The sequence below is a fragment of the Acidovorax sp. M2(2025) genome, from assembly GCF_049330835.1.
GTDB lineage: Bacteria > Pseudomonadota > Gammaproteobacteria > Burkholderiales > Burkholderiaceae_C > Acidovorax.
In genome coordinates, this window is the sequence record NZ_CP186262.1 from 1,440,414 (window position 1) to 1,463,940 (window position 23,527).

23 protein-coding genes are annotated in these 23,527 nt (G+C 66.9%); 4 read left to right on the forward strand and 19 right to left on the reverse strand.

Annotated elements, in window-relative coordinates; all coding sequences use genetic code 11:
- The first annotated feature begins 25 nt into the window (after nucleotides 1–25).
- Nucleotides 26–1,249 (forward strand): alanine transaminase, encoded by a 1,224-nt coding sequence (alaC, locus tag ACOYR3_RS06675; protein ID WP_422845682.1) that lies wholly within the window; start codon nucleotides 26–28, stop codon nucleotides 1,247–1,249.
- A gap of 237 nt (nucleotides 1,250–1,486) precedes the next feature.
- Here the strand turns inward: alaC and ACOYR3_RS06680 are convergent, their stop codons facing one another.
- Complete coding sequence (locus ACOYR3_RS06680; protein WP_422845683.1) at nucleotides 1,487–2,614, reverse strand: SH3 domain-containing protein; 1,128 nt, start codon at nucleotides 2,612–2,614, stop codon at nucleotides 1,487–1,489.
- 202 nt (nucleotides 2,615–2,816) lie between these two features.
- Between ACOYR3_RS06680 and ACOYR3_RS06685 the strand changes: the two genes are divergently transcribed.
- Complete coding sequence (locus ACOYR3_RS06685; RefSeq protein ID WP_422845684.1) at nucleotides 2,817–4,643, forward strand: ATP-binding protein; 1,827 nt, start codon at nucleotides 2,817–2,819, stop codon at nucleotides 4,641–4,643.
- Nucleotides 4,644–5,047: 404 nt separating this feature from the next.
- Here the strand turns inward: ACOYR3_RS06685 and ACOYR3_RS06690 are convergent, their stop codons facing one another.
- The 12 genes from ACOYR3_RS06690 to ACOYR3_RS06745 all read right to left on the reverse strand — a co-directional run bounded on the left by ACOYR3_RS06690 (nucleotide 5,048) and on the right by ACOYR3_RS06745 (nucleotide 15,628).
- Nucleotides 5,048–5,887 (reverse strand): urease accessory protein UreD, encoded by an 840-nt coding sequence (locus tag ACOYR3_RS06690; protein WP_422845685.1) that lies wholly within the window; start codon nucleotides 5,885–5,887, stop codon nucleotides 5,048–5,050.
- 195 nt (nucleotides 5,888–6,082) lie between these two features.
- Nucleotides 6,083–7,474 (reverse strand): FAD-binding oxidoreductase, encoded by a 1,392-nt coding sequence (locus tag ACOYR3_RS06695; RefSeq protein ID WP_422845686.1) that lies wholly within the window; start codon nucleotides 7,472–7,474, stop codon nucleotides 6,083–6,085.
- 101 nt (nucleotides 7,475–7,575) lie between these two features.
- Complete coding sequence (locus ACOYR3_RS06700; RefSeq protein ID WP_422846535.1) at nucleotides 7,576–8,361, reverse strand: ABC transporter permease; 786 nt, start codon at nucleotides 8,359–8,361, stop codon at nucleotides 7,576–7,578.
- Nucleotides 8,362–8,477: 116 nt separating this feature from the next.
- On the reverse strand, nucleotides 8,478–9,317 hold the full coding sequence (locus ACOYR3_RS06705) for an ABC transporter ATP-binding protein (protein ID WP_422845687.1): 840 nt from the start codon (nucleotides 9,315–9,317) through the stop codon (nucleotides 8,478–8,480).
- 188 nt (nucleotides 9,318–9,505) lie between these two features.
- Entirely contained in the window at nucleotides 9,506–10,501 is a 996-nt protein-coding gene (locus ACOYR3_RS06710; protein WP_422845688.1) for an ABC transporter substrate-binding protein, read from the reverse strand.
- Nucleotides 10,502–10,575: 74 nt separating this feature from the next.
- Nucleotides 10,576–11,439 carry a creatininase family protein gene (locus ACOYR3_RS06715; RefSeq protein WP_422845689.1) on the reverse strand — a complete coding sequence of 288 codons (864 nt, stop codon included), beginning with the start codon at nucleotides 11,437–11,439 and terminating at the stop codon, nucleotides 10,576–10,578.
- Between the two features lie 30 nt (nucleotides 11,440–11,469).
- A complete protein-coding gene (locus tag ACOYR3_RS06720) occupies nucleotides 11,470–11,934 on the reverse strand; it encodes a RidA family protein (RefSeq protein WP_422845690.1) in 465 nt (154 codons plus the stop codon).
- Complete coding sequence (locus tag ACOYR3_RS06725) at nucleotides 11,931–13,253, reverse strand: amidohydrolase family protein (protein ID WP_422845691.1); 1,323 nt, start codon at nucleotides 13,251–13,253, stop codon at nucleotides 11,931–11,933. The genes ACOYR3_RS06720 and ACOYR3_RS06725 overlap by 4 nt, the downstream gene beginning before the upstream one ends.
- 11 nt (nucleotides 13,254–13,264) lie before the next feature.
- Entirely contained in the window at nucleotides 13,265–13,852 is a 588-nt protein-coding gene (locus ACOYR3_RS06730; protein ID WP_422845692.1) for an NAD(P)H-dependent oxidoreductase, read from the reverse strand.
- Between the two features lie 19 nt (nucleotides 13,853–13,871).
- The gene (locus ACOYR3_RS06735) at nucleotides 13,872–14,174 is read right to left on the reverse strand and encodes a 2Fe-2S iron-sulfur cluster-binding protein (protein ID WP_422845693.1); all 303 of its coding nucleotides are present in this window, start codon (nucleotides 14,172–14,174) and stop codon (nucleotides 13,872–13,874) included.
- 202 nt (nucleotides 14,175–14,376) lie between these two features.
- On the reverse strand, nucleotides 14,377–15,033 hold the full coding sequence (locus tag ACOYR3_RS06740) for a TetR/AcrR family transcriptional regulator (RefSeq protein WP_422845694.1): 657 nt from the start codon (nucleotides 15,031–15,033) through the stop codon (nucleotides 14,377–14,379).
- A 55-nt stretch (nucleotides 15,034–15,088) separates the two neighbouring features.
- Nucleotides 15,089–15,628 (reverse strand): nucleoside deaminase, encoded by a 540-nt coding sequence (locus ACOYR3_RS06745; RefSeq protein ID WP_422845695.1) that lies wholly within the window; start codon nucleotides 15,626–15,628, stop codon nucleotides 15,089–15,091.
- 362 nt (nucleotides 15,629–15,990) lie between these two features.
- Here ACOYR3_RS06745 and ACOYR3_RS06750 point away from each other — a divergent pair, with 362 nt between their 5' ends.
- A complete protein-coding gene (locus ACOYR3_RS06750) occupies nucleotides 15,991–16,992 on the forward strand; it encodes an isopenicillin N synthase family dioxygenase (protein ID WP_422845696.1) in 1,002 nt (333 codons plus the stop codon).
- Here the strand turns inward: ACOYR3_RS06750 and ACOYR3_RS06755 are convergent.
- The 4 genes from ACOYR3_RS06755 to otnI form a co-directional block, all read right to left on the reverse strand.
- A complete protein-coding gene (locus tag ACOYR3_RS06755) occupies nucleotides 16,979–17,440 on the reverse strand; it encodes a VOC family protein (RefSeq protein WP_422845697.1) in 462 nt (153 codons plus the stop codon). The genes ACOYR3_RS06750 and ACOYR3_RS06755 overlap by 14 nt on opposite strands.
- Nucleotides 17,437–18,438, reverse strand: coding sequence for an isopenicillin N synthase family dioxygenase (locus tag ACOYR3_RS06760; protein ID WP_422845698.1), 1,002 nt, complete (start codon nucleotides 18,436–18,438; stop codon nucleotides 17,437–17,439). The genes ACOYR3_RS06755 and ACOYR3_RS06760 overlap by 4 nt, the downstream gene beginning before the upstream one ends.
- A 13-nt stretch (nucleotides 18,439–18,451) precedes the next feature.
- The gene (locus ACOYR3_RS06765; RefSeq protein WP_422845699.1) at nucleotides 18,452–19,480 is read right to left on the reverse strand and encodes an ABC transporter substrate-binding protein; all 1,029 of its coding nucleotides are present in this window, start codon (nucleotides 19,478–19,480) and stop codon (nucleotides 18,452–18,454) included.
- Nucleotides 19,481–19,850: 370 nt separating this feature from the next.
- Nucleotides 19,851–20,648, reverse strand: a complete 798-nt coding sequence (gene otnI, locus ACOYR3_RS06770) for a 2-oxo-tetronate isomerase (RefSeq protein WP_422845700.1) — start codon at nucleotides 20,646–20,648, stop codon at nucleotides 19,851–19,853.
- 157 nt (nucleotides 20,649–20,805) lie between these two features.
- Between otnI and ACOYR3_RS06775 the strand changes: the two genes are divergently transcribed.
- Complete coding sequence (locus ACOYR3_RS06775) at nucleotides 20,806–21,789, forward strand: sugar kinase (RefSeq protein ID WP_422845701.1); 984 nt, start codon at nucleotides 20,806–20,808, stop codon at nucleotides 21,787–21,789.
- Nucleotides 21,790–21,844: 55 nt separating this feature from the next.
- On the opposite strand, the gene ACOYR3_RS06780 is transcribed toward ACOYR3_RS06775, so the two are convergent.
- Both ACOYR3_RS06780 and ACOYR3_RS06785 read right to left on the reverse strand, forming a co-directional pair.
- The gene (locus ACOYR3_RS06780; protein ID WP_422845702.1) at nucleotides 21,845–22,612 is read right to left on the reverse strand and encodes an ABC transporter permease; all 768 of its coding nucleotides are present in this window, start codon (nucleotides 22,610–22,612) and stop codon (nucleotides 21,845–21,847) included.
- 34 nt (nucleotides 22,613–22,646) lie between these two features.
- Nucleotides 22,647–23,483 carry an ABC transporter ATP-binding protein gene (locus ACOYR3_RS06785; RefSeq protein ID WP_422845703.1) on the reverse strand — a complete coding sequence of 279 codons (837 nt, stop codon included), beginning with the start codon at nucleotides 23,481–23,483 and terminating at the stop codon, nucleotides 22,647–22,649.
- Nucleotides 23,484–23,527 lie beyond the last annotated feature (44 nt).

Here is a 23,527-nt window from a genome sequence, read left to right on the forward strand (position 1 = left end):
GGCGCTTACGTGAAAGTCACACCGCATGTCTGCTGCATCGCAGGGCAAGCGCCGTTTTGCGCGCATTGACCGCCTTCCCCCCTACGTCTTCAACATCACGGCCGAGCTCAAGCTCGCCGCCCGCCGCCGCGGCGAAGACATCATCGACATGAGCATGGGCAACCCCGACGGGGCCACGCCGCCGCACATCGTCGCCAAGCTCACCGAAGTGGCCCAGCGGCCCGACACCCACGGCTACAGCGCCAGCAAGGGCATTCCGCGCCTGCGCCGCGCCATCAGCCACTGGTACAAGAACCGCTACGCGGTGGACATCAACCCCGACACCGAGGCCATCGTCACCATCGGCTCCAAGGAAGGCCTGGCCCACCTGATGCTGGCCACGCTGGACCGGGGCGACACCGTGCTGGTGCCCGACCCGAGCTACCCCATCCACATCTACGGCGCGGTGATTGCGGGGGCCGACATCCGCAGCGTGCCCGTGGCGCCCGACGTGGACTTCTTTGCCGAGCTGGAAAAGGCCATCCGCGGCAGCTACCCCAAGCCCAAGATGATGATCTTCGGCTTCCCCAGCAACCCCACGGCGCAGTGCGTGGACCTGGGCTTCTTTGAACGCGTGATCGCGCTGGCCAAGAAGCACGACATCCTGGTGGTGCACGACCTGGCCTACGCTGACATCGTGTACGACGGCTACCGCGCCCCCAGCATCATGGAAGTGCCCGGCGCCAAGGACGTGGCGGTGGAGTTCTTCACCCTCTCCAAGAGCTACAACATGGCCGGCTGGCGCATCGGCTTCATGGTGGGCAACCCCGACCTGGTGGCGGCCCTGGCGCGCATCAAGAGCTACCACGACTACGGCACCTTCACGCCCCTGCAAGTGGCCGCCATTGCCGCGCTGGAGGGCGACCAGCAGTGCGTGAAAGACATCGCCGCCCAGTACCAGCGCCGCCGCGACGTGCTCTACAAGGGCCTCACCGAAGCCGGCTGGGCCGTGGACTGCCCCAAGGCCAGCATGTACATCTGGGCCCGCATCCCCGAACCGTATCGCGCCCTGGGCTCGCTGGAGTTCGCGCGGCAGCTGCTGGACAAGGCCAAGGTGTGCGTGTCGCCGGGCATCGGCTTTGGCGACCAGGGGGACGAGTACGTGCGCTTTGCGCTGATCGAGAACGAGGCGCGGATTCGGCAGGCGGTGCGGGGCATCCGTGCCATGTTTAAGGCGGATGGGCTGTTGAAGGTGCCGCCTGCGGTGTGAGTCCGGATTGGGGGATCGACCATGGCGGAGAAGTGAGGGCTGCTTAGCAGCGGGTGCCGTCTGTCGTCGGCAGCACACGAACTTCCGGTAAGCGCCATCAAGCCGACGCTCGCCCAGGAGGCCGGCAGCGCCTCAGGTGTCAGCTGTTCGACGTACAGCTGCACAGCTCGCCCAAGTCTTGCTCACCTCAGACAGACGGGCTAACCCTGTACGCGCACGCCCCTCGCTCAGGACGTTTCAGTTGAACTTGCAAAGATGGCGGGAGAACACCCAGCCTTGAATCTCGGCACCGCTCTCCTTGTCGGTCCATAGGACCAAGGCGAAGTCTTTCTCCTTCTTCAGCAGTTTCACCGCCTTGCCGAAAGACAGGCGGCCGACCTCCGGCGAGCGGGCTCTAGGGTTCTGCCGAACAATGAGCACCTTGGCCGAGACGTAGCGGTACTCCACCAGCAGTTGCGGTGACCCCACTACGGTGCGTGCGTTCTCCTGCACCGCCTTCTTGGCTGCCTGCGGGCTCTCGCCCAGCACCACCGGCGCGTAGTGCCCCATGGCCGCCCCTATGGCACCGGCAATCAACCAGTCCATTACCTTGCGGAAAAACAGCCATAGCATAAGCTGCACTGTGGGCTTCTGCTGCGCCTGGATGGCGAGGACGATGCTCGCGACCGCCTCCTGGAACGACTCCTGCTCAGCGGCCACCTGAGTTATGGACTCCGCGGCCTGCTTGGTCTCCTGCTCGTCTATCTCACTAGCCTCGAACTGGCTGAAGTCGATCTCGCGGAACGTCGGCCAAAAGTGGTCCAACGACTTCTTGGCCTCCTCCAATGCCCGTATCGCGGGGTTTGCCTCCTCCAGTTGGCGCGCAAAGTCGACAGCCGAGAGTCCGCCAAAGGCTTGGCGCCGAAGCTTCTCCAGCATCTCTTGATGCTCAGATATCGGCTTCAGGTTCCGCGCATAGTGCTTGGCGATATCGTTGATTGAGTCGAGGCCTGCCGCCCTGCGCATTGCCTCGTTCTTGATAGTCAGGCCAGCCGCTCGCCGAATGGTGTCGTTGTACATACCGAGGCTGGCGAACGTGTCTTTTGGGAAGTACTGTTCCATCATGCGCTTCGCCTGCGCAGCGATGGACGACCCATCGATGATTTCTTGGACATGCTTGGGGACCACCGAGCGCTCCAGCATTTCCTGAATCTGGCGGTGCGGCTCGAACTGTCGCGTCAACCCCTCCAGCTGGTAACGCTTCACGAGGTCCGGCATCTCTTGGATTTGGCGCAGGGGGCGCATCTGACGCTCGAACTGCTCCTGAATCTGCTGGAGCGCGGTCTTCTTGGGCCTGCCTGGCGGTTCGTCATGCGTGATGTTCATCCAAGCATTTTGACCGCGATTCGGCTCGTGAAATCCAAGGTGCCGAGGCGAAGGCCTGGCCCGGGCGCAAACATTGACAACGTTTTTCTCATGCACGGGGCCCCACAAGACAGCGACCTCTTCCATTCGTGTAGTTGGCTGTCCTATCATCCGGCGACCTACAAAAAATGGCGGACTCACCGCCGCTTCAGGGAGGTTGTGCGTGCGACTAGAAAGCGTTTCGATTGCGAACTTTAGGTGCTACCAACAGGAAGTCACCGTCTGGTTCAATGACCTGACAACCTTCATCGGCAAGAACGACATTGGCAAGTCGTCTGTCCTTGAAGCGCTGGAGATATTCTTCAACAACGAGACCGTCAAGATCGAGTCGGGCGACGCAAACGTTTACAGCGGTGACACGAAGGTGTCCATCACCTGCGAGTTTTCCGAATTGCCGCCCAGCTTGACACTCGACTCGGGCGCAGCAACCACGCTCGCTGCCGAGTACCTGTTGACGGCCGCTGGCACCCTCAAGATCCGCAAGGTATTCGACTGCAAGACCGCAAAGCCGACAGAGGAGATCAGCCTGTTGGCTCACCATCCCACGGCGCCTAGTGTTGAAAACTTACTCGACCTCAAAGAGAGGGAACTGCAGGTCCTCGTCAAAAAGAAGGGGCTAGACGTTCCATTGAAGGGTAATCCCGGCATGCGGCAGGCTCTTTGGCTCAGCGAACCCGACCTGCAGCTTGCTGAGGTAGCAGTACCTCTGAGCAAGGGTAAGGAGGACGGCAAGAAGATCTGGGATCAGTTGCAAGCGCACCTGCCGTTGTTTGCGCTGTTTCAGAGCGACCGCAACAGCAAGGACTCTGACGGCGAAGTTCAGGCTCCAATGATGGCCGCCGTGACCCAAGCGCTGGCTGAACTACAAGCGGAGATAAACGCGATCCAGGCCAAGGTTCGGCAAAAGACCGAGGAGATCGCCAGCCTGACGCACGACGCATTGAAGACCATCGATCCGAACTTGGCCAAGGAACTGACTCCTCAGTTCACCCCGCCCACGCAGGCAAAGTGGAAGGGCCTCTTCTCGGTCAACATGGAAACCGACGACGGCATTCCGCTGAACAAACGCGGCAGCGGCATCCGCCGGCTGATCCTCGTCAGCTTCTTCAAAGCTGCGGCCGAACGGCGCCTCGCCAGCGGCGATAAAGCACGCAGCATCATCTACGCAATCGAAGAACCCGAGACCGCCCAGCACCCCAACAACCAAAAGATTCTGATCGAATCCTTCAAGGCGCTGGCCGGGGATGATGGTTGCCAAGTCATCCTGACCACGCACAGCCCAGGCTTCGCGGCCGAACTGCCTACAGAAAGTATTCGTTACGTCACGCGTGACTTGGCGAAGAAGCCTTGCGTTGAGTCAGGCGTCGATGTTTTCGAGAACGTTGCTGCCGCACTCGGCATTGTGGCGGACAGCCGAGTGAAAGTCCTCATATGCGTTGAAGGTCCGACGGACATCGATGCGCTGAAATGCCTGAGCCGCGCGCTGCATATCGCGGATCCAAAACTGCCCGATCTTTCGAGTGATCGTCGTTTTGCATTCGTACCCTCCGGCGGGTCAACTCTGCAGCATTGGGTTGCCGGGCGTTACCTGGCAGATCTCGGCCGCAAGGAGATGCACATCTACGATAGCGACGTTCCAGACTATGGCGCCGCGGTTGCTGCTGTTAACGCCCGCCAAGATGGTTCGTGGGCTACCCAAACGTTGAAGCACGAAATCGAAAGCTACCTCCACCCTGACGCCATCAAAGACGCGCTCGGGGTTGTCATTGACGTAGCCGATCACCTGAATGCCGACGGGCATGCTGTGCCGAAGGCTGTCGCTTTGGGACTGCACGCAGCGAACCCGGTTGGCGCCCCAATGAAGGACAGCACCGTCAAAAAGCTATTGGCGAGCAAGGCATTTCCTTGCATGACCGCCGACAGACTCGCCGAGCGAGATCCGAATGGCGAGGTCAGAGACTGGATGGTACGCCTGTTGGCCATGCTCTAGCCTCGTTGCTGACGCGCGCCCTCGCGACTGCTACCAGGGGGCAGTCGGTTGTCTTTAGTGCTGGCCTAACTCGTAGAGGATTGGCCTCTGCAACCGGTTGAACTCAAGCATTGAACTACTGCGTGCCAGTGCTGGATTCGACGCTGGCATTGCCCGAGGCGGGTCGGCAGTTCCAGTTCGCGATTTTCAGATGCGGACATTGAGAACCGCAACGCATAGGGATTTGATCACCATCAGTCAATGTCATGTTTCAGATTGGACCTGGCTTTTGCCAGTGGAAACCATCAATGTCAGCTTTAGGTGGGCGCCGACGTTCGGTGTCGAATCTCATGCGACCGCAACCAGCCTGAAGCAGCCGCCCCATTCCCACGCTTACGGTCTGGCGCTCCCGTGCCTCCGCTTCCTTACATCGCCCAAATCCTCGGCGCTTCCCCCTTCAACCCCCACAACACCTCCCGCCACGCCACCCGCACCGCCTTGAGCAGTTTCATCGCGGGCTCCACCTGCGGTGCCAGCACGCGCACCACCACCATGCGGTCGTTGGGGCTGGTGACGCCTGCGGTGGCATTCACTTGAGGGTGCTGGTCCATCACTGCGCGGGCGGCGTCCAGCGCCGCATCGCGGCGTGTGCGGTCGAGTGGCGTGCCCGCGGCAAAGAACATGCTGGCCATGCAACGGTGGCCCGCTAAACCCAAGGGACTGCTCAGCAGCCGGTCGTCGGCGGCGTCGATCACGCCGCGCTCCAGCCACAGGCCGGGCACTTCCAGGTGTTGGGTGAAGCGGCCTTGTTCAAACGGCTGGCCCGCGTGGGGCAGGCCCAGCGCGGTTACGTCCCAGGCGATGCACTCCGCGCCGGGCGCCAGGTTCAGCGTGAGGTGGTTTTCGGCGTGGCAGGCGCTGTAGCACAGGGCTTCCAGCGGCAGCCATTCCAGGCGCGCGCCTTCGGCCAGGGTGAGGTGGCTGCGCTGCAGCGCCAGCGGGCCGGTGGAGCGGTAGAAACGCGTAGCCCCGGGCGTGGTGACCAGGCCGTGCGCGCCGGGGCCCACGGTGGTGGTGATGTCCAGCGTGTCGCCGCCCACGAGGCCGCCGGGCGGGTGCACCAGCACGTTGTGGCAGATCGCGTCGCCCTCGGGGTACAGGCTTTGCAGGATGCGCAGCGGGCCGTGGTGCTCGTGGCGGGCCACCGTGCGGGCATTGCGGCTGTCGGTGGTGTAGTCGAGCTGCAGGCGGGCGTGCCAGGGCATGGGGTGGGCGGTTTGCTATTAAATGAGTAGCTGATTATGCCCTGTGGATGGGCGCAAGGGGGCTTTTGGGCTGGACGCTTCGCCGGGCCGGAGAAGGGCTGGGGTGCTGCTTGCTGAGGCTGCCCCCTCTCCCCGGCCCTCTCCCGCGAGGGGAGAGGGAGGAACAACCGGGGCGTGGTGTGTGGCTGCGACGAGTCAGGCAGTCCGGAGAACTGGCGTGGGTGTGGGAGCCTTGGGCTCGGCCGCATACCAGCTGCGCAGCTTGCCAGGGTTGAGCAGGCCCTGCGGGTCGAACCGGCGCTTCATGCCCACCACGGCCGGGTCCAAGTGGTTCTGCTTGCCATCTTCCACGATGTACACGTGCGGGTTGTTGATCTGCACACCGTGGTCGCGGTAGATCTGCATGATCTGGTTCAGGCGCTCTTCGGTGGTGTAGCGGATGATCTGCAGCCCGCTGCAGTTGAACGCGCCCTCCTTGGTGCGCAGGAATTCCAGGTGCATCATCACTTCGCCCTTGAGGGCGGCTTCCAGTGCGCGCACCTGCTTCAGGCGGTGCTGGGGGGTGAAGCCGCTCTGGATGTAGGTGAGGTTCTTGTCCACCTTCAGCGCGTGCAGGGTGGTGTGGTTCCAGGTGTACTCCAGCAGCGTCTTGTGGCTGCTGGCCACCTCGTCGGCGGTCTTGCGGTAGGTGACCTGGCCGCCGTGCTGCGCCACCATGTCGCACAGGCCGGCCTCGGAGTGCGGGGCCACCAGCATCAGCACCGCGTGGTGGCCGGTGGGCAGGTGCTCGGCCAGGCTGGTGAAGTACTGCGGAATGGGCGCTGCCAGGAAGCACACCTCCTTCTTCTCCAGCCCGGGGGCGCTGCCAAAGCGGTCGGCAAATTCCAGCGCAGCGTCGAACTGCGCGAAAGTGGCGATGCACTCGGTCCAGGCCACCGCGGGGGTCAGCGCCACTTCCAGCTCCAGCACGATGCCGTTGGTGCCGTAGGTGTGGTGCAGCTGCATGGCCTCGGGGCCGCGCAGTTCGATGATTTGCGGCTCGGGCTCCACGGTCATTGCGCGCACGGCCAGCACGTTGCCGGGCGCGGCCAGCGGGCCGTGGTTGATGGAACCTGCCCCGCCAAAGCCGCCGCCAAACAGCCCGCCCAGCGTGGCGCTGCGGTAGGTGCTGGGCAGCCAGCGCAATTCCTGGCCGTGGGCGCGGGCCTGCGCATCAAAGTCGGCCAGGCGGATGCCTGCCTGCGCACGGCCCACACCCCCACGCACCCCGCCGAACGCGTTGTAGCCCGACAGGTCCAGGATCACGCCGCCTTGCAGCGGTGTACTCTGGCCGTAGTTGCCGGTGCCGCTGCCGCGCACGGTGAGGGGGATGCCCGCCGTGGCGCATGCGGCCACCACCTGGCGGATTTCCTCTTCGGTCCGCGGGCGCACGGCGATGTCGCCGCGCTTGCCCGCCAGCTCGCGCTTGAGCACGGGGCTGAACCAGGCAAAGTCTTGCGAGAGACGGCCCACGCGCAGCGGGTCGGCGATCCAGTCCAGTGCGGGCAGCAGGTCGGGCAGTTGGTGGGCGGTGGTGGCGGTCGTCATGGGGGTATCTCCTGGGGGCCGGTGAAGGGCGTTTGGGGGCAAAAGGGGGCCTGCACCGCGCCATCCGGGGCGCGCGCGGTGGGGTGACGGAGGTGTGGGGTTCAGTCCTGCGAGTTCTCGGAGGCGTGCCAGCCGCCCAGCGCCAGGCGCGTGAGCCACGCCATCAGCACGAAGAGCGCGACGCCCGTGAGCGAGATCAGCAGCAGCGCCGCAAACATGCGCGGGATGTTGAGCTGAAAGCCCGCCTGCAGGATCTGGTACGCCAGCCCGGCGCCCTGGCCGCCCGTGCCGGCCACGAACTCCGCCACCACGGCGCCGATGAGCGCGAGGCCGCTGGAGATGCGCAGCCCGCCAAAGAAGTAGGGCAGCGCGCTGGGGATGCGCAGGCGCACCAGGGTCTGCAGCCGCGTGGCGCGGTTGAGGCGGAAGTAGTTTTGCAGATCAGGCTCCACGCTGCGCAGGCCCAGCGTGGTGTTGCTGATGATGGGGAACAGCGCCACCAGCGCGGCGCAGATCACCATGGAGGCTGTCGGGTCCTTCACCCAGATGATGATGAGCGGTGCCACGGCCACGATGGGGGTCACCTGCAGCAGCACCGCGTAGGGGAACAGCGCGGTCTCGATGCGTTGGCTCTGCACGAACAGGAACGAGATCAGCACCCCCGCCACGGTGGCCGCCGCAAAAGCCAGCACCGTGATCTTGACGGTGACCCACAGCGACCCGCCCAAGGCGGCCCAGTCGGTGAACAGCGTCTTCACCATCAGCAGGGGCGAGGGCACCAGATAGGGCGGCAGCTCCATCGCCGTGACCAGGCCCTGCCACAGCGCCACCAGCACCAGGCCCACGAGCACGGGGTACACCACGCGCTGCACGCGGGGCCGGGCCATCAGGGGCGGACGCTTTGGCGGGGCCTTGGCGGCGGGCCGGGCCGTGGCGGACGGCACGGGCACCGCGCGGGCCGGGGCTGCGGGCGGCGCCATGGGCGCGGAGGGAAAGGGGGTGCTCATGCCATGGCCTCCTCGGTGTCCACGCTGGCGCGCAGCAGGCTGTCCTGCAGCAGCTTGGCGTAGCGGCTGAATTCGGCCGACACCATGAAGTCGGCCGTGCGGGGGTAGGGGGCGTCGATGCGGAACTCCTCGACCACGCGGCCGGGCCGCGCCGCCATCATGACCACGCGGCTGGAGAGGAACACCGCCTCATGGATCGAATGGGTCACGAAGATCACGGTGAGCTTCTTCTTGCGCCATAGATGGAGCAGGTCGGCGTCAAGCTTGTGGCGCGTGATCTCGTCGAGCGCGCCGAAGGGCTCGTCCATGAGCAGCAGGTCGGGCTGGGTGACCAGGCCGCGCGCAATCGACACGCGCATCTGCATGCCGCCCGACAGGGCGCGGGGCAGGGCGTTGGCAAATTTCGCCAGCCCTACCAGCGCCAGGGCCTCGGCCACGCGGGCATCGGCGTCGGCGCGGGGCACACCCGCCAGGTCCAGCGGCAGGCGCACATTGGTCTGCACGCTGGCCCAGGGCATGAGCGTGGGCGACTGGAAGACAAACGCCATCTTCTTGCCGCTGTCCTCCAGCTGCGCCACGGGTTTGCGCCACAGGTGCAGGCGGCCGTCGGAGGGTTCCAGCAGCCCGGCCACCATCTTCAGCAGCGTGCTCTTGCCGCAGCCCGAGGGGCCCAGCAGCGTGACGAACTCGCCTTCCTCGATGGTCAGGTCCACCGGCAGCAGGGCCTGGGTGCCATTGGGATAGGTCTTTTCAGCCGACAGCACTTCCACGGCGGGCGTAGTAAAGGCCTTTGCGGTGGCGTGCGGCAGCGGCGGGGAATCAGGAGAGGATGTCATGGTCGCCTTTCGATGGATGCGGCCGCAGGGACGGCGGCTGTGTCAGGGCAGGTGTGGCCGCGGGGGCGCGGGTGATCCGCCGGGATTCACCCCATCCACCGTTCGGGCTGAGCCTGCCTGCGCATTGCGCGGCGCTTTGAACGGCTCAGCGTGAACGGTTAAAGGTGGAGGGAAGCCCGTGAATCGCATCAGGGAAGGACCTTGAGGTCCTTCACGAACGCGGTGGTGTAGGTCTCTGCCAGCTTCACCTTGGCCGGGTCGATCAGCTTGGCGCTGGCCAGGAAGTCGTAGCTGGCCTTGGCGCGTGCGTCGGTGATGATGCCGATGCCCAGGGTGGCTGCATCGCCACCCGTTGCCATGCCCATCTCCTTGAGCTTGGCCACGCTGTAGGCGAGCTGCTCGTCGGTCATGTTGGGGTTGTCCTTCTTGATGAGGGCGTTGGCGGGGGCGGGGTCGGCCAGGTAGCTCTTCCAGCCTTCCATGGAGGCTTTCACGAACGCGGCCACGGCGGCGCTGCGCTCCTTCACCGTCTTGTCCATGCAGGAAATGGTGGTGGCGTAGGCCGGGTAGCCGTGGTCGCTGAACATGAGGGTGTTGGCCTTCACCCCGGCCTTGGCAATCGCAAACGGCTCGGAGGTCAGGTAGCCCTGCTGGGCGGAATTCTTGTCCGCCACGAAGGGCTGGATGTTGAAGGTGTAGGGGCGCGTCTGCGCATCGGTGAAGCCGTACTTGGCCTTCAGCCACGGCCAGTAGCCGCGCTGCGCGGACGAGGCGATCAGGATGGTCTTGCCCTTGAGGTCTTCGAACTTCTTCACGTCCTCGTGGGCAATCAGCACCTGCGGGTCTTTCTGGAACACGGCGGCCACGTTGACCACGGGCACGCCGCCTTCACGCATCTGGATCATCTGCAGGTCGCTGGAGCCCATCACGCATTCGGCCTGGCCTGCCGCCATCATCTGCACGATGTTGACCTGGGGGCCGCCCATCTTGATGGTCACGTCCAGCCCGTGCTTCTTGTACAGCCCGGTGGCCAGCGCCTGGTAGAAGCCGCCGTGCTCGGCCTGCGCATACCAGTTGGTCATGTAGGTGAACTTTTCCTGCGCCTGCGTGGTGCCGGCAGCACCAGCGGCGAGCAGTGCAGCTGCACCAATTTTGAAAAGGCGAGAGGCGGTCTTCTGGATCATGGCAGGGCTCCGTGGGGTGTGTGGAAGGAAACGACGGGACGGGGATGGGGTGTGCGGCTGCGCCTTCGCAGGTTTCAGGCCAGTGCGCCGGAGCGCTCCACATGCCCGGTGTGCTGGGCGCGGCCCCAGGTGGGCTCGGCGCGCGGGGCCCACTGAAGGCGGTGCAGCTCGGTGATGGCGGCGGCCCAGCTCACGGCCAGCGACGCCAGGATGGCGTGGCCCTGCTCGGCAGTGGCGGGCAGGGGGTCGCCAATGATTCCGCTGGGGCCGAAGTCGCGGGCGCTCCAGGCGCAGGCCGGGCGGCCGTCGGGCGACAGCAGGGGCGAATCGAACACGGGCGGGTAGTTCACGACCGCGCGCTCCATGTGCACGGTGTCGGGCGCCAGGGCCAGCATGAGCGCGGTCTCGGCATGGCCTGCGTGCATGGCCAGCTTCTTCTCGGTGTCGGACAGGTATTTGCCCGCCACGTGCGGTACGCGCCAGGTGAAGCTGGGCACCACGATGAAGTCGCCATGGCGCAGGCGCAGTTCACGGGCGCACATCTCCATCACCTGCGGCTGGCCGCCGTGGCCGTTGACGAACAAGAGCTTGCGAAAACCCGCGCGGTAGACCGACTCGCCCACCTCGTTCATGGTGGCCAGCAGGGTCTCGCCACTCAGCGTGACGGTGCCCGGGAAGTGCAGGTGCTCCTCGGACTTGCCGTAGGTGATGGGCGCCATGGCAAACGCGGGCACGTCGGCCGGCAGGCGGGCCAGCGCGTGGCCCACCACCCCGGCGCTGATCACGGTGTCCACCGCGCAGGGCAGGTGCGGGCCGTGCTGCTCGGTGGCGCCGGTGGGCAGCACGATGACGGTGTTCTCCTTGTCCGGCAGGCTGGCGATCTCGGTCCAGCTCAGGTAGGGCAGGTAGCGGTGGGGCGGGTTGTAGCCGTGCAGCATGGGCGGGTTCTTTCGTGAAGGAAGGCGGTGTTAGCGCAGGGGCAGGTAGGCCGTGGCCTCCACCTCGATGAGGATGTCCGGCGTGGGCAGCATGCCGCTCACTTCCACCACGGTGGATGCCGGTGGTTCGCCCGGAAAGAACAGCCGGCGCACGCGGCTGTACTGCGGAAAGTGGTCCAGGTGCTTGAAGTACTGCACCAGCTTGAACACGTCGGACATCTGCCCGCCCGCGGCCTCGACGGTCTGGCGGATTCGGTCGAGCACGTACCAGCTCTGCGCGAGGATGGGGCCTTCCTTGATGTCGCTGCTGAACTCGCCGGTGCGGCCGATCAGCGTGGCGGCTTCCTCCGGGATGTCGGCATAGCCGCGCACGATGCGGCTGGCCGCAGGGTCCACGGCGATGATGCCGCTCAGGAAGATGAAGTCGCCGGCGCGGCGCCAGGCGGCGTAGCGGGCCAGGGGCTGGGCGATCCCGGGCGCAGAGGTCGGGCTCATGCGAGGCTCCTTGCGGGTTGGGTTGCTGCCGGCACGTGCCAGGCTGCGGGCGCATGGCCGCTGGCCACGCGGCCCTGGCGCAGCACCACGCGGCCTTGCGCGCCTTGTGTGCGGGACGGAAAGCCCCAGTGGTCGGCCTGGGTGAAGACCAGCAGGTCGGCAGCGCTGCCGGGCTGCAGGGGCAGGGCGGCGGGGCCGGTGCGCAGCCAGTCGGCGCGGCACAGCGATTCGCTCCAGCGGTCGAAGGGCGCATCGAGCTGCCCGGCCAGCACGCCGGCGGCCAGGGCTTCCAGCGGGTCCAGGCTGCCCACGGGGCAGAACGGGTCTTGCAGGTTGTCGCTGGCCACCAGCACCGGAATGTCGCGCGCGCGGGCTTCCTTCACCAGCGTGAGGCCCCGCTGGCGCGGCGTGCGGCCGGTGGTGGCATCCTGCAGCAGAAGGTTGGTGATGGGCAGCGTCACCAGGGTGATGGGGCTTTGCGCCACGGCATCCAGCGTGGCGAGGGCGGTGGCCTCGTCCTGGGCCGCCAGGGCGCAGGTGTGGCCGCAGACCACGTGGCCTTCAAACCGCAGTTCGCGCAGCAGCGCGGCCGTGGTGGCCAGGCCCTGCGCACCGGGGTGCAGCTCTTCGTCCACATGCAGGTCCACGTCCAGTCCGTGGTGCTGCGCCGCTTCGAGCAGGTGGCGCAGGGCCTGCGGATCCCAGTTGGTGGAGTGCACGAAGCCACCCAGCAGCGCGCCGGGGCCGCTGGCGGCCACCGTGGCGGCCAGCCGCAGGGCCGTGTTGCGGTCGGCGTACAGGTGCAGGGGAATCAGGCTCACGCGTTCCAGCGTGACGCGGTCGGCCCAGTCGTGCGCCAGGTCGCGCAGTACGTTCCAGGCCAGCGGCTGGGCGTCGGGCTCCCACCAGTCGCAGTGGGTGCGCAGGTGCACGGTGCCCGCATCGCAGGCCCATTGCAGGGCACGGCTGGCGCGGGCGTGGATGTCGGCCTCGGTCCAGCCCTGGCGGTCCGCCATCATGGCGTCGATGGCCCCCAGCAGGCCGGGTTGGACCACGCCCATGCGCGGCAGGGTGAAGGCCTTGTCCAGGTGGGTGTGCGCATCGACCAGGCCGGGCAGCACCAGGGCGCCGGCCAGGTCCCACACCGCGCCTTGCGGGTGGGGCTGGGTGCCGTGGGGCTGCACCTGCACCACGCGGCCCTGGGCCAGGTGCAGGTCGGCCAGCGCAGGCTGGTGGCCCTGCTGCGGCCACTGTGCGGGCAGCAGCCAGCGCGGCAGGCGGGCGCGCAGGAGGTGGTCGGGCGTGTTGGATGCGTGCATGTCGCGCTCCGTTACGCAAAGCGCGCCATGGCCTGCCCCACGCGGGCCTTGAAGGCCGCCAGGCGCGGCGGCGTGGCCACGTTCATGTGGTAGTAGGCGTGGTAGTCCACGCGCGCCTTGCCGCCCGTGAGCAGGCGCATGTAGCGCGTGATGGACTTGCGCGGCGGGTCGCCCATGAACAGGGCCGTCCAGCGCGGGCGGCCGTAGGTCACTACGGCGGCAATGCGCTTGATGTGCGTGAGCGAGGGCTTGACGTTGTGCGGATCGCTGATGTCGAACGCCACGCCGGGCATGAGCACGCGGTCGAAAAATCCCTTGAGCATGGCCGGCATGCCGAAGCACCAGGTGGGAAAGCAGAACACCACCGCTTCGGCCCAGAGCAGCCGGTCCACATAGCCCTGCACGGGCAGCCGGTTGCTGGGCACCTCGTGGTAGCCCAGCCGCTCCTCGCGGGTCATCACGGGGTTGAAGCCTTCGGCGTACAGGTCGCAGTCGTCGACTTCATGGCCGGCGCCGCGCAGCTGCTGCACGACCTCCGCATGCAGGGCCGCGTTGTAGCTGGTTTCCACGGGATGGCAATAGATGACGAGGATGCGCATGGGGTGTCCTTCGGGGGTGTCAGAGATCCAGCGTGAGCGTGGGGCTGTGGCAGCGGGCGCAGCACACGGCGACGTGGGTGCGCTGTTCTTCGGCGCTCAGGCAGCTGTCGCGGTGGTCGGGCTCGCCAGCGGTCCACCGCGTCACGCAGGTGCCGCACACGCCTTGTTCGCACAGCGTCTGCACGGGTACGCCGGCCAGCAGCAGCACGTCGGCGATGCTCTCGCCGGGTGCCACCGGCAGGCGCATCTGGCTGCGCTCCAGGACCAGATCGAACCCGTGCTCTGCCGGGGCGGCCTGCGCTGTCGTGGGGAGGGTTTGCATCGTTTGACCAGGTGATTTGATCGATTGGTCAAACTCTTGCAAAGGCTGTGCCAGCCACAAGTCCTGTTGGTTGTCTTTGTGGTGGATCAACAGGGCGACAAGCCCGACTGGCACGTGCCGGGGGGGGCGGCCGCGTGGCGGTGCCGCTGGGTTGTCTGCGCGCCGGGACCGGCGCTGGGTGCTGGGCCGCGGAGGCCCGGCCCTAATCTGGTGCGAGGCCGCAGCCCAGCAGCACAAAGCTGGTGAGCTCGCGCACGATGGGCGCGCGGTCGATGGGTTCGTCGGGCGCCAGGCCGAGCATGATGTGCACCTGCACGCCGTAGTCTGCGTAGTGCTGCGTCATGCCCCAGATCTGCATGAGCAGCAGCTTGGCGTCGACCTGGCGCATGCGCCCTTCGGCGATCCACCGGTTGATCAGGTCCACCTTCTGCTGCGTGGACTTGACCGCCACGGGCCAGTACTTGCCCAGGCTGCGGCCGCCGCCGAGCACCTCGGTGGTGAAGATGCGCGACAGGCCGGGGTTGTCCAGCGCGTAGTCGAGCTTCTTGCGCACGTAGTTGGACAGCACGGTTTTCGGGTCGTCGCTGTCGGCATCGAAGGTGAAGGCGTCCGACCACCCGTTGAGGACCGAGTAGAGCAGCTCTTCGTACAGCTCTTCCTTGCTGCTGATGTAGTAGTGCAGCTGGGGCTTGGTCAGCCCCGCGCGCTCGGCTATGGCCTTGGTGGATGCGCCCTTGAACCCATGGCGGCTGAACTCCGCAATGGCGGCCTCGCGGATGGCGCAAAGGATGCGCTCGCGCCCTTGCTTGGTACGGTTCAGCAGGGCGCCGGAGGCGGCCTCGGCATCAAGTTCAGTCATGGCAAATGGTGCGGGAGAAGCGGCCCTGGACGGGCTGCCTGATTGTGCCTGCGCTTCACGACCGCCAGAAGCCGACATGCGGCTCGCTGGCTTCGTCGATCAGTGCGGGGCCGATGCACTCAATGGCGTGGGGGGAGGCATCGAACACGTCGCGGCACGACAGCTCGGCGTCGCGCTGCTCCGCGCGGCCCCCGCGAAACTCGCGCAGCCGCACCGCATCGATGCCGAACACCACGCGGCCGATGCCGGACCAGAAGATGGCGCCCGCACACATCACGCACGGCTCGGCCGAGGAGTACAGCGTGGCCTTGGCCAGGGCGTCGCGGCCCACGCGCGGGCTCAGCTGGCGCACGGCGTTGGTTTCCGCATGGCCGGTGCAGTCGCCGGTCTCGGTCGTATTGCAATAGGCCTCGGCCAGCAACTGGCCGTCAGCACTGATGACCACGGCGCCGAAGGGCCGGTTGCCTCGCGCCCGTGCCGTGCAGGACCAGGCGATCGCCTGGCGCAGGTACAGGCCGTCGGTTTCGTTCAGGGGCGTGGGCTCGTCCAGCAGGACTGGACCGTGGGAGGTGCGCGTGGGCAACAGGGCATGCATGGGTGTCTCCAAGGGTTGTGCGAGTGCGTTGTGGCGCGTATTGCATTTGGCATGCCAAGAACAATCGGTGACATCCCCGCGGCCCCGTTGGGCTGTGGCGGGCACCGTTCTTGCAAAGGTGCAGGCAAGAGTAGAAGCGTTCACTGCGCTGCCTCGGAGCGGCCACCGCCAGCGGTGCCCCACCCAAGGCACCGGCCGGAAATTGCTCTTGAAGCCCTCTTCTCCCCACGCGCCTGCCACCCAAGGGCCTGCGCGGGCTTCAGGACCGCGCTGCTCTGTGGGCCGGCGCGCCGCAAGCTCCTGGTGTGGGACGAAGAGGTTGTTCCTCTGTTCCTTGTTGTCCTTTGTTCCGGAGCACCACCATGACCGCTGCCACCGCCCCCCACTACGACCTTGCCGAACTGCGAAAGGAAGCCCGCATGGGCGCCCTGGGCTCAGAGACCGGCACCCGCGAGATCCGCCGTATCGACCTTTCCCGCTTCGACCAGCGCAAGCCCGAGATTGCCCAGCAGCTGTGGGATGCGGCCGTGGACGTGGGATTCTTCCAGCTGGTGAACCACGGTATTGACCTGGTGGAGGTGCGCCAGGCCTTTGCCATGACCGAGCGCTTCTTTGCGCTGCCGGACGCAGTGAAGGCCCAGTACCCGCTCAAGAAGGCGCTCAACGTGGGGTGGGAAAGCCGCGCGCAGGTGCGGCCCTCCACCGGCACGCCCGACCAGAAAGAGTCCTACCAGATCACCCGTCCCCACATGCAGGGGTTGTGGCCCACCGAGGCCGAGCTGGCGGGCTTTCAGTCCACGCTGCTCGCCTTTGAGCAGCAGTGCTGGCAGGTGGCCATGCAGGTGCTGTCGTGCTTTGCCTGGAAGCTGGGTTTTGACGACGGTTTTTTTGCCCGCGCGCACGACCCTGCACAGCCCAGCTACCAGAGCACCCTGCGCCTGCTGCACTACTTCGCCATCCCGCCCGAGCAACAGGCCGGGCTGGGCCTGTGGCGCGCCGGCGCCCATACCGACTTTGACTGCCTCACGCTGCTCTTTCAGCGGCCCGGCCAGGGCGGGCTGCAGGTGTGCCCCGGCAAGGAGATGGATAGCCAGGCCTGGACGCCGGTGGAGCCTGACGAGCAGGCCATCACCTGCAACATCGGCGACATGCTGATGCGCTGGAGCGACGACCAGCTCCCCAGCAACTTCCACCGCGTGAAGAACCCGGCGCCGGGCGAGTACATGGGGCCGCGCTACAGCATCGCCTTTTTCGCGCAGGCCAACCGCGACGCCCTCATCGAGGGGCCCGGCAGGAAGTACCCGGCGATTGCCGCCGGCGACTACCTGAACCAGCGGGTGGCGGCAAACTTCAAGGCGTATTGACGCGCGCCGGTGGGCCATGAGGGCCGGGCGCCGGGGCTGTCAGGCCCGGCAGCCCCAGGGCGCTGACCCGGAACACGTTGTCTTCCGGGTCGGCCAGCACGGCCTGCCATTGCCCGTAGTAGGTGGCATAGGGCGGCTTGACGATCTTGCCGCCCAGGTGGGGCGCTTGCAGGCTGGCCGCCTCCACGGCGGCGGGCGTGTCCAGCATGAAGGTGGCGTAGGCCGTGACGTCGCGCGGCCCTTGCCGGGCCGATGCGGGCCGCCGGTCTGCCAGGCCCAGCAGGGCATAGGCGCCGGGTGCATTGAAGCCGAGCTGGAAGTGCTCCGTCTCCACCGCGCGGTACAGGGGTGAGCGCGTGCCCGGCGCCTCCGGCAACCCCAGCAGGGCCTGGTAGAACTGCAGCTGGGCATCGATGTCCTGGCACAGCAGGTTGAACCAGAGCCTCATGCCATCACCGCCGCCGTGGTGGACGCGGCCGCACGAGGAGCCAAGCCATAGGTCTTGCGGTACATCGCCTGCAAGTGCTCGCCCACGGTGCAGGGTTCAAAGCGCGGGGACTCCCCCGCGGGCACACAGGTCGCTACCGGCGCCACCTGGGCTTCGTAGTCGGGCGTGTAGAAGAACGGCAGCGAGTGGCGTGGCGCGCCGCCGCTGTGCACGTTGCGCACGCGGTGGGGGTTGGAGCGGTACAGGCCGTTCGTCCAGCGCGGAACCATGTCGCCCAGGTTCACGACCAGCGCACCCTCCACAGGCGTGGCGTCCACCCAGGCACCGCCCGGCAGCTTGACTTCCAGCCCGCCATGGCGATCCTGCGCCAGCAGGGTGATGGCGCCCCAGTCCGTGTGCTCGCCCGCGCCGAAGGTTGACGCGTCGGCGCCCTCCGGGTGCGGCGGGTAGCGCAGCATCCGCAGGGTGAGCATGGGATTGGCATGCATGGAGTCGAAGTAGTCCTCGCGCAGCTGCAGCGACAACGCCAGCAACTGCATCAGCCGCAGGGCGAGCTGTTGCATGGCGGCGATGTACAGGCGGCTGTACGCCGCCAGCTCGGGCAACCCCGCGGGCCACTGGTTGCTGCCGTACGAGTGGTAGCCGCGCAGCACATACGGATGGTCGGCCGCATAGTCCAGCCCGCAGTAGAAGCTCTCCTTGAGGTCGGGGCGGGCGTTGGCGTCCAGCGTCTGCCCGCCCAGGCGCTCGTACCCGCGCATCGAAGGCGAGCGGTGCAGCGAGATGGCTTCCTTGTCCGCCAGCGGCAGGTCGAAGAACTGCTGTGCCAGGGTGAATTGCCGCGCGATGAGCTCCTGCGGCACACCGTGGTTCAGCACGTAGAAGAATCCCGTCTCCGTGCAGGCCTGCCGCAGTTGGGAGACCACCGCGGCCACGCGTGGGGTGCGTGGCGAGCTGGCGTGCAAGACCCCGGAAAGGTCGATGAGGGGAATGCCCATGGCGTCCCCCTCCTCAGGCCTTGAGCTTGCGCTCGGCCGCCGGAGGCAGGAAGCGGTCGGTCCAGATGTCGGCCACCGCCAGGCTGGACTTGAGGCCGAAGGCCGACACCGTTTCATCGATCGTTGCTTGCAGCCGCGCGGGGGTGGCGGCACCCCAGCCGTTGGCACGGGTCTCCGCGGTCCTCATGGTGCCGTCCACGATGAGCTGCAGGCGCTCGAATTCGATCTCTTCGTTGGCGAGCGGCTCGCGCGCCTTGATGGCGGCGGCCCCGGCGCGGGGGTCGGCCATCGCGTCGATCCAGCCGCGGGTCGTGGCTTTTACGAACGCCTTCATGGCCTCGGGGTTGTCGTGCATGCTCTTGGCGTTGGCGATCAGGCCGTTGCCGTACGACTTGAGTCCGTAGTCCGAGAAACGGAACACGGTGATCTGATCAGGCCCCAGGCCCCGCGCCTTCAGGTTGAGCAGGCCGGTGAAGAAGAAATACGCCGCCGCGTCAAAGTCGCCTTTGACGAATCGCGTGTCGCCAATGTCGGGGGCCACGTTCTCCCATTTCACCGTACTGCCATCAAAACCCTGCGCCTTGGCGAAGGCCGGAAACAGCTTGCGGGATGCGTTGAAGGGCTGGCCCAGAATGGTCTTGCCCGCCAGATCCGCGGGCTTCTTGATGGCCCCGTCCTTGCGCACCATGACGGAGTTGGGGTTCAGGTCGTACTGGATGGCGACGGCGGCGAGCTTGGCCTGCGGGTTGGCGGTGTTGAATTCGATCATGCTCGACAGGTCGGCCGAGGCCACGTCGTAAGCGCCGCCCGCCACCAGGCTGATGGCCGAGGCGGAGCCGTTGCCGGTGTCGATGGCTACGTCGAGCCCTGCATCCTTGTAATAGCCGCGCTGCTGGGCCAGCAAAAAGCCTGCACCCGATGCCTCGACTTTCCAGCCCAGGTTGAACTTGAATTTCTGCAGATTGCCTTGCGCGCGCACAAAGGGCGTGGCGGACAGCAGGGCGGCAGCGCCAGTGGCGCGGAGAAGGGAACGGCGTTGCATGGTGGGCACTCCTGGGCAATGGGGTCAACCACGGCCAGGTTGCTGCGAGCCCGGCCGAACGGGCATGCAACGTACAGGCGGGCCGAGCGCTCAGGCGGGCGCGGCGAAAAGCCGGCACCGTGAAGACACGCGAATCCGCGCTCTCATGAGCGTGTGTCCATTGCATGCTTCAAGAGCAATTTCCGGGCGGTGGCCGCTGAACGCTTCTACTCTTGGTGCCCGGTTCTGTGCAGGATCTGTGCCACGCCGGGTGGCCGCCTCAGGGGGGCTGCGAGCGCACGGCTGCGCGCCGTGCGCCGTGTGCTGGTGCGTGCCGCACCAGGGGCAGGAGCGTCCTGTCGACCTTGGTGCATCTCCCGGCGCGCCGGGCTCACAGCCAGGGTTTGAGCCAGCCCAGCCCGTCGGATGTGGCGTGCGCTGCGGCGCCGCGGGCCGGGCGGTACTCGCAGCCAATCCAGCCGTCGTAGCCCAGCGCATCCAGCAGCTGGAAGAGGTAGGGGTAGTTCACCTCGCCCACATCGGGTTCGTGCCGCTCCGGCACGCCCGCGATCTGGAGGTGCCCGACACGGCCGGTGGGCAGGTACTGGCGGATCTTCATGGCCAGGTCGCCTTCGACGATCTGGCAGTGGTACAGGTCCATCTGCACCTTCACGTTGGCCGCGCCGATCTCGGCGACCAGCGCATGGGCCTGGTCCTGCCGGTTCAAGAAGAAGCCGGGCATGTCGCGGCCGTTGATGGGCTCCAGCAGGATCTGGATGCCGTGCGGCGCCGCCTGCCCGGCGGCGTGGCGCACGTTGGCGAGGTAGGTGGCGCGCACGCTGGCGGCATCTGCCCCCTGGGGCACCAGCCCGGCCATCACGTGGATGCGGGGGCATTGCAGCGCCTTGGCGTACCCGATGGCCTTGGCCATGCCGTCACGGAATTCGGCCTCGCGCCCGGGCAGGCAAGCCAGGCCGCGCTCGCCCGCGTCCCAGTCGCCGGGCGGGGCGTTGAACAGCACCTGCTGCAGGCCGCTGGCTTGCAGGCGCGCGGCCAGTTCGGCGGCCGGGTACGCGTAGGGAAAAAGGTACTCCACCGCCTGGAAACCGTCACGGGCGGCAGCGGCAAAGCGGTCGAGAAAGTCCAGGTCGTTGTAGAGCAGGGACAGGTTGGCGGCAAAGCGGGGCATGGCGGGCTTTCGGTCCGCAGGGCAGGCCGTCCCGCGGGTACCGGCGACTGTATCGCACGCGGTGCGTGCAGCCGGCCCCGCGGGCACGCACAATGCGCGGGGCGCCAGAGCTGCCGCGGCCGCCCGGCCGCGGCGGGCGCCCCTTTCAAGAAAAGCCATGCACACCCCCCTTGCACCCACCACCCCGCCGGTTTCGCCCCTGGACGTCTTGGACGTCCTTACCGTGGGGGAGCCCATGGCCCTGTTCATGGCGCTTGGGCCGGGAGAACTGCACGCGGTGGCGGATTTCCGGCGCGTGCCCGCCGGTGCGGAACTCAATGTGGCCACGGGCCTGGCCCGCCTGGGCCTGCGCACCGGCTACATCACGCGGCTGGGCAATGACTCGTTTGGCCGCTTCTTGCGGGGCGTGCTTGCGCACGAAGGCATCGATGCGCGCTACGTGCAGGCCGACGCCGCCCGCCCCACGGGCTTCATGCTCAAGACCCGCTCCGACGACGGCAGCGACCCCCAGATCGAATACTTCCGCCAGGGATCGGCCGCCAGCCACCTGGGCCTGGCCGATGCACCTGAGGGCGCGTTCCCGGCACGCCACCTGCATTTGACCGGCATTACCCCCGCGCTGTCGCCCAGCGCCCGCGAGCTGGTGTTCCACCTGGCCCGGCAGGCGCGCGCGGCCGGTGCCTCCGTCTCGTTCGACCCCAACCTGCGCCCGCGCCTGTGGCCTTCGCCCGAAGCCATGGCCGAATGCATCAACGCCCTGGCTGCGCTGAGCGACACCGTGCTGCCCGGTCTGGCCGAGGGCCGCCAGCTCACGGGGCGGCATTCGGCCGAAGACATCGCCGCCTTCTACCTGGAGCGCGGCGCACAGCAGGTGGTCGTCAAGCTCGGGCCCGAAGGTGCGTACTACGCCCGGCAGGGCGGCACCTGCGGCATTGCGCCGGGCCTGCGTGTGGACCGCGTGGTGGACACCGTGGGCGCGGGCGATGGCTTCGCCGTGGGCGTCGTCAGCGGCCTGCTCGAAGGTCTGGCATTGGCCCAGGCGGCTGCGCGCGGCAATGCCATCGGGGCGCGTGTGGTGCAGTTTCCGGGGGATGCGGAGGGGTTGCCTACGCGGGCGGAACTGCGGTCCTGCAGTGCGTGACCGGCGCCGATCGCGCCGTGCGGCGGGGCGGTGGCCAGTCCGCAGCAGGCTGCGCTCACTCCCCTTGCGAACCCCGGTGCGCCCACCCGGTCGTGCGCTTTTCTATCCAGCTGAACAGCTCGTACATCACCATGGCCATGGCGCCCACCACCATCAGGCCGGCGAAGGCCAGGCCCATCTGCATGGAGGAGCCGGCGCTGATCAGCAGGTAGCCGATGCCTTCGTTCGCGGCGGTCATCTCCGACACCGTGGTGCCCACGAAGGCCAGCGTGATGGCCACCTTGAGCGAGCCATAGAAGTACGGCATGGAGCGCGGCAGGCCCACCTTGGTCAGCACGTCCCAGCGCTTGGCGCCCAGCACGCGCAGCACGTCTTCCAGCTCGGGCTCCAGCGTCGCCAGGCCCGTGGCAATGTTGACCATGATGGGGAAGAAGCTGATGAGAAACGCCGTGAGAATGGCCGGCCCCACGCCAATGCCGAACCACACCACCAGGATGGGCACGAAGGCGGCCTTGGGCAGGGCGTTGAAGGCGGTCATCAGCGGGTAGACCGCTGCATAGGCCACGCGCGAGCTGCCGATCACGAACCCCAGCAGCACGCCCACGGCGATGGCGATGCCAAAGCCCGCCATGGTGACCCAGAAGGTGCGCCAGGCGTGGCCGGCGATGACGCCGCCGAATTCGACCAGCTGCCGGCCGATGGCCGCAGGGCTGGGGAAGATGAACTCGGACACGTTGAACGCCGAGCAAATGATCTGCCACAGCAGCACGATGGCCACCAGCAGGATCCAGGGCGACCAGCGCTCCACGGTTTTCTTGTGCATGGGTGAGGACTCCGGCGGGCGTTTGCTGATGGTTTTATTGCGGAAGGGGGGCGCCGGCCTGGCCTGCGCCCTGGCGCAGCGCGCCGATGTGGCCGCGCAGTTCGTGCACGATGTCGGTGAATTCGCGGGTGTAGGTGATCTCCAGGTCGCGCGGGCGGGGCAGGTCGATCTGGCGCTGCACCACAAAGCGGCCGGGGCTCTTGCTCATCACGTACACCGTGTCGGCCAGGAACACGCTCTCGCGCAGGTCGTGCGTGACGAGGATGACGTTGAATTTCTGCTCGGCCTGCAGGTCGCGCAGGATGCACCACAGCTCTTCGCGCGTGAAGGCGTCCAGCGCGCCGAAGGGTTCGTCCAGCAGCAGCATCTTGGGCTCGTGGATCAGGGCGCGGCAGATGCTGGCGCGCTGCTGCATGCCTCCCGACAGCTGCCAGGGAAACTTGTCCTCGTAGCCGGCCAGGCCCACCTTCTGCAGCAGGGCGCGTGCGCGGGCCTCGTACTCCTTGCGCTTGGCCTTGAACTGGCTGCGGTGGGGCTCCACGATCTCCAGCGGCAGCAGCACGTTGTCCACGGTGGTGCGCCAGGGCAGCAGCGACGGGGCCTGGAAGGCCATGCCCGAGACCTTCAGCGGCCCGGTGACCGGCTGGCCGTCGATGAGGATCTTGCCCATCGACGGCATCTTCAGGCCCGTGGCCAGCTTCATGAAGGTGGACTTGCCGCAACCCGAAGGGCCCACGATGGCGATGAAGGCGCCCTGGTGTACCTTCAGGTCGATGGCTTCCACCGCAAACTGGTTCTTGGCGCGCAGCTCGTCGTTGTAGGCGAGCCAGACGTCGCGGAAATCCACAAAATAGTTGCCGGCAGCCTGCATGGGAAGATTTTGGGTAAAAAAGGCCTGCAGCGCTTGATGGACAA